This window comes from Streptomyces purpureus, from assembly GCF_014648195.1.
Classification (GTDB): Bacteria; Actinomycetota; Actinomycetes; order Streptomycetales; family Streptomycetaceae; genus Streptomyces; species Streptomyces purpureus.
This window is the reverse complement of record NZ_BMQQ01000012.1, coordinates 194,193-199,002: the sequence shown is the minus strand read 5'-3', so window position 1 is coordinate 199,002 and position 4,810 is coordinate 194,193. Positions and strand designations below refer to the sequence as shown.

The following is a 4,810-nucleotide window of genomic DNA, read 5'->3' as shown; positions in this document are numbered from 1 at the left end:
CGTCCTGGGCGGCCGAGAACGCGGCGCTCTTCGGCCGGGGGACGGCGCGCGGTGCGGCGTAGTACCTGGAACCGGGCCGCGGAGAGCGCGGCGCTCTTCGGCCAGGGGACGGCGCGCGGTGCGGCGTAGTACCTGGAACCGGGCTGCCGAGAACTCGGCCCTTTTCGGCCGAGCGCCGGCGTACGGCGCCGCGTAGTACCTGGAACCGGGCTGCCGAGAACTCGGCCCTTTTCGGCCGAGCGCCGGCGTACGGCGCCGCGTAGTACCTGGGACGGACGCGGAAGGATCCCCATCCATGGGGACGACCGCGTCCGTCCGCCCCCTTACCTTGGCTGATGTGACCGAGACGCAGAGCCCCGGCGCGCACAGCGCGCACGACACGCCAAGCCGCAGCCCCGAATACCGCCTGGCCGTGGGCGCGCTCCGGGGCCTGCGGCACGACCTCCTCGACAACCCCATGGAGTACCGCCTGCTGCGGCCCATGCGGACCGACGGCCCGATCGTCCGCCGGCTGCCGGCCCGGATACGCAACCAGGTGCGCTGGCTGCCGCACGCCCTGATCGCCTTCCTGGCGTTCCTGACCCTGCCCATCGCCTACACGACCGACTCCGGGCGGTTCGTCGACGAGCTGGTCTTCCTCATCACCGGCTTCGTCCCGGCCACGGCGGTCCTGCTCACGCTGGTCCGGCCGCGCGCCGCGTTCTGGCTCTCCCTGGGCTCCACGCCGTTCGTGGCGGTCCTGGCCGGCTCCGACGCCTGGGCGCCGAGCTCGTTCCTCGCCCACATCGTCGTGGTGACCGTGGTCGCGCTGCGGACCCGGCCGCGCACGGCCGCCTGGATGTGGGTGCTCACGGCCGCGTACGCCGTCTTCGCCACCGTCTTCCTGGGCTACGGCGGCGGCTCCGTCGCGGGCCCGCTGCTCTTCATCACCGCCATGACGTTGCTGGTCACCACCACCCTGCACGTGCGCCGCGAGGCCCGGCAGGAGGTCACCGCCCAGCAGACCGTCACCGCGCACGAACGCTCCCGGCGCACGCTCCTGGAGGAGCGCACCACCATCGCCCGCGAGCTGCACGACGTCGTCGCCCACCACATGTCCGTCGTCGCCATCCAGGCGGAGGCCGCGCCCTACCGCGTCGAGAACCCGCCGCCCGAGCTGGAGAAGGCGTTCGCCACGATCCGCGAGAACGCCGTGGCCGCGCTGACCGAGCTGCGCCGCGTCCTGGGCGTCGTCCGCGCCGAGGACTACGAGGCCCCCGAAGCACCGCAGCCGACCCTCGCCGACCTCGACGGGCTCCTCGCCAATGTCCGCGACGCGGGCCTGACCGTGGACCGGACCGTCGTCGGCGCGGTGCGGGAGCTGCCGCAGGGTGTCGAGCTGTCGGCGTACCGGATCATCCAGGAGGCCCTGAGCAACGCCCTTCGGCACGCGCCCGGCGCGCCCGCGAAGGTCGAGGTGTCGTACGTCCTCGGTGGCCTGGCCCTGCGGGTGGTCAACGGCGCGGCGCGGGGTCTTGTGAAGCCCTCGCCGGGTGCGGGCCACGGGATCACCGGCATGCGGGAGCGGGTGACCATGCTGAACGGCGAGATGACCGCCGGGCCCACGGAGGACGGCGGCTACGAGGTCACGGCGTTCATCCCGGTCCCCCGGGAGGAGGCGCAGTGACCATCAGGGTCCTCATCGTGGACGACCAGATCATGGTCCGCGAGGGTTTCTCCGTCCTGCTCGGTGCGATGCCCGACATCGAGGTCGTCGGCGAGGCCGTCAACGGCCGCGAGGCGATCGCCCAGGTCGCGGCGCTCCGTCCGGACGTGGTCCTGATGGACATCCGGATGCCCGAACTGAACGGCATCGAGGCGACCCGAGAGATCGTCGCCGCGGACGCCGACGCGAAGGTGCTGGTCCTGACCACCTTCGACCTCGACGAATACGTGTACCAGGCACTGCGCGCGGGCGCCTCCGGCTTCCTCCTGAAGGACGCGTCCGCGCGCCAGCTGGCGGACGGCGTGCGTGTCGTCGCCTCGGGCGAGGCGCTGCTCGCCCCGACGGTCACCAAGCGCCTGATCACCGAGTTCGCCAAGGCGGCGGAGACCCCGAAGCTCCCGGCCCTGGCCCAGATCGGCGACCTGACGGAGCGGGAGACGGAGGTCCTGGTGCTGATCGCCCAGGGCCTGTCGAACGCCGAGATCGCGGGCCATCTGGTCGTGGCCGAGTCCACGATCAAAACGCACGTGAGCCGAATCCTGGTGAAGCTGGGCCTCCGGGACCGCACCCAGGCGGCGGTCTTCGCGTACGAGGCGAGGCTGGTGACCCCGGGGTAGGACCGGCGGGCGGGCCGCGCGGACAGGGTGGGGTCTCTCAGCCCCTGGCAGGGTTGCGGGAAGGGGCGGGGGTGTCTCCCCCCTCGGCGTGCGGCAGCCGGGGCCCCGCTCAAGAGCAAGCCTGGACACCCTCATCCTCATTGCCGACGCAAAATCGGTGTCCCCCTCGCCGAACTCGTGCGGTAGAGCCCCGGCCAGCGTCGAAACCTGGCCGGGGCGTCCCGCTCCAGCCCCTGGTGTGCGTAGCGGTCCGGGCGGGCGCCGGACGCCGACGGCATCTCCCCGAGCTTTTCGGCAGGGCCGGTGATCCGCCGGTCGCAGGTGGCGCAGATGAGGTACATCAGAGTCCTCCCAGCAGAGTCAGTGGGTGATGCCGAGGCCGAGCGCGATCAGGGCCGCGAGGACGATCACGCAGTACAGGGCCTGCCGTTGTCCGTCGGTCACGGCCGGGTCCCCTTGGGGCCGAGCGCGAGCGGGGGCAGCCCGGGGCGGGCAACGAACGACGCTTCCTGATTGCGGTAGGAGCGGACTTCGTCGAGCATGTCCCGGGCGACCTGGGCGAGGTGCCGGGCGTGGGACCAGGTGCCGAGCGGGCCCGGCTCGGGGCCCGACGCCACGAGCGTTTCCCACGTCATAAGCGAGGTGATTCCCCGCACGGTGCGGCGCTCCTCCGGGACGGCCCTGACGCCGTCGGCCAGCGAGGTGCAGTGGGCCACGAGCAGCCGGGTGAGATCCGTGAGGGCCTGTTCGCCGGGGTGGTCGCGCATGCCGATGGCCCGCCGGATGTTGAGCTCTGCCGTCTCTTCGACGTGGGTCACTATGGCGTCGGCGGCCTCGGCGAGGACCGGCCCGAGGGGGATCTCGACGTACCCGGTCGGCCGGTCGTGCCTCTCCTGCATGGTCGCTCCCTGGCGTCGTCGGCGAGTGCGTGAGACCAGGATGGGGGAAGGGGAAGGCCCCAACTGTCCGAAGTTTTGGATATTGAGGCCAGAGCATTACGGACTGTCAGACACCCAGCCAGGAGCCATACGAGAGGAAGCTGCCCGGCAACTGGCGCCTGGCAGCCTCGAGCCCGGAGTACGTCTCCCGGACAGTGGGGTGGTACCGCGCCTGCTGCGGCGCAGCCTTCCGCGCGGCGAGCAGGTTCTTGAACGACGCGTCGAGGTCCCCGGTCCACATCTGCGCGCGAGCTACCTCTGCATAGTGGTGGCTGCGACGCGACGCGGGCCAATCCCGAGGAATGCGGAGTGAGCTCCCGCGTTCGGCGGCGTCCCCGTACTCGTCCAGCTCCGCCAGTACCGACACTCGATGTACTGCCACGTTCGTGGGCCCGAACGCGAGCCAGTGCACGTCAACTGCTTCACCGGTTGCCTCGGCGATACGGTCCGCTTCGGCCAGGTGTCCTTCAGCCAGGTCGCCGTTCTTCGACCGGCCAGCCATGACTGCGGCGCCAAGGTGGAGCTGCCCGGTCACCACACTGCGTTCGCGTCCCTTGTCGGCCTGGCCGAGTGTTTGCAGCCCGAGGGCGATGAGCCGCTCTCCTGTGCGGTATCGCCCATCGCGGAGGTATGTCAGCGCGCGCATGTAGCGGTACATGCCGCCAACCACGGCGTTTGAGCCGCGCTGGGCCGCCCAGTCCATGCGTGTGAGGGCGATGGCGGCTAGGTCTGCGTAGCCGAGTTTGGTGGCGACGTCGTAGGCCGTGCGGTAGGTGCTGGCGAGGAGTAGCCAGCGTTCATGGCTCGGGGCGGCGTGTGCGGCCGTGGTGGCTTCTTGGATGAGGCCGGGTACCTGAGAGGCGACCCTCTTGATTTCTCCAGCTCGAACGTCGACGAGGAGTGACTCGGCGTCGTCCGCGAGCAGTTGGTGCGGGCGTGGTGTGATGTCCGGGTCTGCTCCGAGGTCGTACACATCCAGCGCCTCGCGGATGGGGCGGATGAGAACGTCCAGTTCGTCGGCCCGCAGTTCGGTGAGGTAGGGCTGGCCGGTGATGGTGGCAACCTCGACCTTCAGGGCGTCGGCTACGCGGCCGGTGATGTAGGGGGTGGCGGGTGCGACTCCTTGCTCCACTTTGGTGAGGGTGCCATACGGCACTCCGGATAGGTCGGCGAGGTGCTTCTGGGTGAGGTGGCGTTCGAGGCGCAGCCGCTTGATGCGCGCGCCGGTGTGGTCGTTCGGCTGAGAGTGCATACCGGCTCCCGTTCTGACTCGACACCAGAACAGTAGCCGCGGCCATCACTCCCCCTCCCGTTCCATGGATGGGAGGGGGCAGCCGCAGCGGCAAACCAGCAGGGCCCCGGACACACGAAAACGCCCCCTCCCGCGCCGCAGCGCGAGAGGGGGCGTTTGTCATGAGCTGCGCATCAGCCGGAGCCAGGAGCCCGCTTTCAGGGTGGTCGGGCTGGCCGAGGACACCGATTGCGCCCACCGCAGCCGCAGTGTCCCTGCCGTGGCCGCGGTACGCAGCACGCCGGCGGGGCGTACCGCG

Annotated in this window: 4 protein-coding genes; 2 read left to right on the top strand and 2 right to left on the bottom strand. The window is 70.8% G+C overall.

Going from position 1 to position 4,810, the window contains the following annotated elements; all coding sequences use genetic code 11:
* Positions 1-295 precede the first annotated feature (295 nt).
* Both IEZ01_RS17675 and IEZ01_RS17670 read left to right on the top strand, forming a co-directional pair.
* The gene (locus IEZ01_RS17675; RefSeq protein WP_373287630.1) at positions 296-1,666 is read left to right on the top strand and encodes a sensor histidine kinase; all 1,371 of its coding nucleotides are present in this window, start codon (positions 296-298) and stop codon (positions 1,664-1,666) included.
* Positions 1,663-2,322 carry a response regulator gene (locus IEZ01_RS17670; RefSeq protein WP_189202514.1) on the top strand — a complete coding sequence of 220 codons (660 nt, stop codon included), beginning with the start codon at positions 1,663-1,665 and terminating at the stop codon, positions 2,320-2,322. The genes IEZ01_RS17675 and IEZ01_RS17670 overlap by 4 nt, the downstream gene beginning before the upstream one ends.
* Before the next feature lie 440 nt (positions 2,323-2,762).
* Here IEZ01_RS17670 and IEZ01_RS17665 read toward each other — a convergent pair whose 3' ends face one another.
* Both IEZ01_RS17665 and IEZ01_RS17660 read right to left on the bottom strand, forming a co-directional pair.
* Positions 2,763-3,221 (bottom strand): DUF6415 family natural product biosynthesis protein, encoded by a 459-nt coding sequence (locus tag IEZ01_RS17665; RefSeq protein ID WP_229833035.1) that lies wholly within the window; start codon positions 3,219-3,221, stop codon positions 2,763-2,765.
* A gap of 106 nt (positions 3,222-3,327) precedes the next feature.
* Positions 3,328-4,512 carry a helix-turn-helix domain-containing protein gene (locus IEZ01_RS17660; RefSeq protein ID WP_189202513.1) on the bottom strand — a complete coding sequence of 395 codons (1,185 nt, stop codon included), beginning with the start codon at positions 4,510-4,512 and terminating at the stop codon, positions 3,328-3,330.
* Between the last annotated feature and the right edge of the window lie 298 nt (positions 4,513-4,810).